The following is a 935-nucleotide window of genomic DNA, read 5'->3' on the forward strand; positions in this document are numbered from 1 at the left end:
ACTGCGTTATCTAAAAGTTTTTTATCGGTCAATGCTTCACCCACACCCATATTCAGGGTAATCTTTTCGATTCGTGGGACTTGCATGACAGATGAGTAGTTGAATTTAGCTTTTAATTCATTAACTACTTGATCTCTGTAGTAATCATGCAGTTTCGCCATCGCATTACTCCAGTTAATTAAATAATTTCATTATTAGATTTGAAGAAACGGACTTTTTTACCGTCTTCGAATCTAAAACCTACACGGTCAGCTTTATTTGTTTTCGGGTTGAAAATTGCAATATTTGACGCATCAATTGCAGCTTCTTTCTTCACTAAGCCACCAGCTTTACCTAAAGCAGGAACCGGTTTTTCATGTTTAGTGATGATTTTAACGCCTTCAACAATCACTTTACCGTTTGGTAACACTTGAGTTACCTTACCACGTTTGCCCTTATCTTTACCGGTAAGAACAATTACTTCATCATTTTGACGGATTTTAGCAGCCATTACATTCCCCTTACAGTACTTCTGGAGCTAATGAAATGATCTTCATAAACTTCTCAGAACGAAGTTCACGAGTCACAGGTCCAAAAATACGAGTACCGATTGGTTGCTCAGTGTTATTGTTTAAAATTACACAAGCATTACCATCGAAACGAATAACTGAGCCATCTGGGCGACGAACACCCTTCTTGGTGCGCACAACAACTGCTTTTAACACATCACCTTTTTTAACTTTACCGCGTGGAATTGCTTCTTTCACAGTAACTTTGATAATGTCGCCAATAGCAGCGTAACGACGGTGCGATCCACCTAGAACCTTGATACACATTACGCTACGAGCCCCTGAGTTATCAGCAACATCCAGCATAGTCTGTTCTTGGATCATATTAGTGCTCCGTTAAATTAAAAAACACCCTTTCGGGACGAAAACCCACTTACCCAGATCGGA

The 935-nt window shown here is 39.6% G+C and carries 3 protein-coding genes; all 3 read right to left on the reverse strand.

Annotated elements, in window-relative coordinates:
- On the reverse strand, positions 1-161 hold a 161-nt coding region (gene rplE, locus DA085_RS20655), incomplete at its 3' end, for a 50S ribosomal protein L5 (protein WP_109474874.1).
- 17 nt (positions 162-178) lie between these two features.
- The gene (rplX, locus tag DA085_RS20660; protein WP_005599300.1) at positions 179-490 is read right to left on the reverse strand and encodes a 50S ribosomal protein L24; all 312 of its coding nucleotides are present in this window, start codon (positions 488-490) and stop codon (positions 179-181) included.
- A 10-nt stretch (positions 491-500) separates the two neighbouring features.
- The gene (rplN, locus tag DA085_RS20665; protein ID WP_005619403.1) at positions 501-872 is read right to left on the reverse strand and encodes a 50S ribosomal protein L14; all 372 of its coding nucleotides are present in this window, start codon (positions 870-872) and stop codon (positions 501-503) included.
- Positions 873-935 lie beyond the last annotated feature (63 nt).

Origin of the sequence: Ornithinimicrobium cavernae (genome assembly GCF_003121625.1) — a bacterium.
GTDB lineage: Bacteria > Actinomycetota > Actinomycetes > Actinomycetales > Dermatophilaceae > Ornithinicoccus > Ornithinicoccus cavernae.